We start from the raw sequence: 1799 nt of genomic DNA on the forward strand, positions 1-1799 counted from the left end.
CCACGCGCAGCGAGGGAGCTGAAACACCCCGGCCGGCTGACCGGGTCAACCGTCAGTTCACCGCGGCGGCACCGAACGCGTTGTGGGTGGCGGACCTGACCTACATCCGCACCCACTCGGGCTGGGTGTACGCGGCGTTCGTCCTGGACGTGTTCTCGCGGATGGTCGTCGGCTGGCAGGTCTCGACCACCATGCACACCGACCTCGCCCTCGACGCCCTGAACATGGGATTGTGGGCACGGTCGCGTGCCGGCCACGACGTGGCCGGGCTGATCCACCACTCCGACCGCGGAGTGCAAGGCGGATTCAACTGGTCGTCGCAACACCATGATCATGGAGGTGTTTGCGGTGGCTACGGCGGACTGGAGTCGGAGGACCAGCGATGTGGCGGTAGGTGTTCGTCGGCAGTGGCGTGCTGATCGTGCACTTCGGCCGGCGATGCGATCGCCGGGGCGGCCGGAGCCGTCGCGGCAGGTGCAACGTGAGTTTTGGCGGGTGGTCGCGACGGGGGTGAGCACGGCACAGGCATCGATCGCTGTCGGTGTGTCGGTGCCGGTGGGTACACGCTGGTTCCGCCACGCTGGCGGCATGAGGCCGCTGAGTCTGGATGAGCCTTCGGGCCGCTATCTATCCTTCGCCGAACGGGAAGAGATCGCGCTGCTACGCGCCCAGGATCGTGGGGTGCGTGAGATCGCACGGTGGATCGGGCGGAGTCCGGCCACGATCTCGCGTGAGCTACGGCGCAACGCCGCAACCAGGAGCGGGAAGCTCGAGTATCGGGCGTTGGTGGCGCAGTGGAAAGCCCAGCAGGCCGCCAAGCGCCCGAAAACAGCGAAGCTCGTGGCCCACGTCGAGTTGCGGGAGTACGTACAGGACCGCCTGGCCGGCGTTGTCCGCCGTCCCGATGGCACGATCGCTGCGGGCCCCACGCCACCGCCATGGAAGGGGCTTAACAAACCGCACCGGGCCAACCGGCGGTGGTCGCTGGCGTGGAGTCCAGAGCAGATCTCCCAGCGTTTGAAGGTCGACTTCCCCGATGATGAATCCATGCGTATCAGTCACGAGGCGATCTACCAGTCCCTGTTCATCGAGGGCCGCGGCGCGCTCAAACGTGAGCTGGTCGCGTGCCTGCGCACCGGACGTGCACTGAGGGAGCCGCGGGCCCGCTCGCGCAACAAGCCGCAGGGTCACGTCACCTCCGATGTCGTGTTCAGTCAGCGCCCTGCCGAGGCCGAGGACCGTGCCGTCCCCGGGCACTGGGAGGGTGATCTGATTATCGGAACTGGGAGATCGGCGATCGGCACGATCGTTGAACGTCGTAGTCGTGCAACACTTCTGGTGCATCTGCCACGCCAGCAGGGCTGGGGTGAGCAGCCGCCTGTGAAGAACGGGCCCGCACTCGGTGGCTACGGTGCCATCGCGATGAATGCAGGACTGACAGCGTCGATCGCCGCGCTGCCGCAGCAGTTGCGCAAAACGTTGACGTGGGATCGCGGCAAGGAACTGTCCGCTCACGCCCAGTTCGCGATGGACACCGGAACGCAGGTGTTCTTCGCCGATCCGCACTCACCGTGGCAGCGACCATCCAACGAGAACACCAATGGTGTTCTGCGCCAATATTTTCCTAAGGGAACTGATCTGTCGCGGTGGTCAGCTGAGGACCTCGAGGCCATCGCCTACACCCTCAACAACCGTCCTAGAAAAGTCCTTGGATGGAAAACTCCCGCCGAAGTCTTTGGCGAACAACTACACTCGCTACAACAACCCAGTGTTGCATCGACCGATTGAACGCGCCCAAT

At 64.9% G+C, this 1799-nt stretch carries 1 protein-coding gene and 1 pseudogene; both read left to right on the forward strand.

The genetic code is table 11. The features are described from left to right. Positions 1 to 299: pseudogene (locus CA982_RS27040) on the forward strand (DDE-type integrase/transposase/recombinase); the annotation flags it as partial. Between the two features lie 34 nt (positions 300 to 333). Continuing rightward, positions 334 to 1788 carry an IS30 family transposase gene (locus CA982_RS26180; protein WP_078114170.1) on the forward strand — a complete coding sequence of 485 codons (1455 nt, stop codon included), beginning with the start codon at positions 334 to 336 and terminating at the stop codon, positions 1786 to 1788. Positions 1789 to 1799: the final 11 nt, after the last annotated feature.

Source organism: Gordonia lacunae, assembly GCF_002149015.1.
In the GTDB taxonomy this organism is placed as follows: Bacteria; Actinomycetota; Actinomycetes; order Mycobacteriales; family Mycobacteriaceae; genus Gordonia; species Gordonia lacunae.

What these genes read in the sequence shown, in the direction of transcription:
- CA982_RS26180 (WP_078114170.1), top strand. Translation starts at nt 334, where the DNA reads ATGGAGGTGTTTGCGGTGGCTACGGCGGACTGGAGTCGGAGGACCAGC.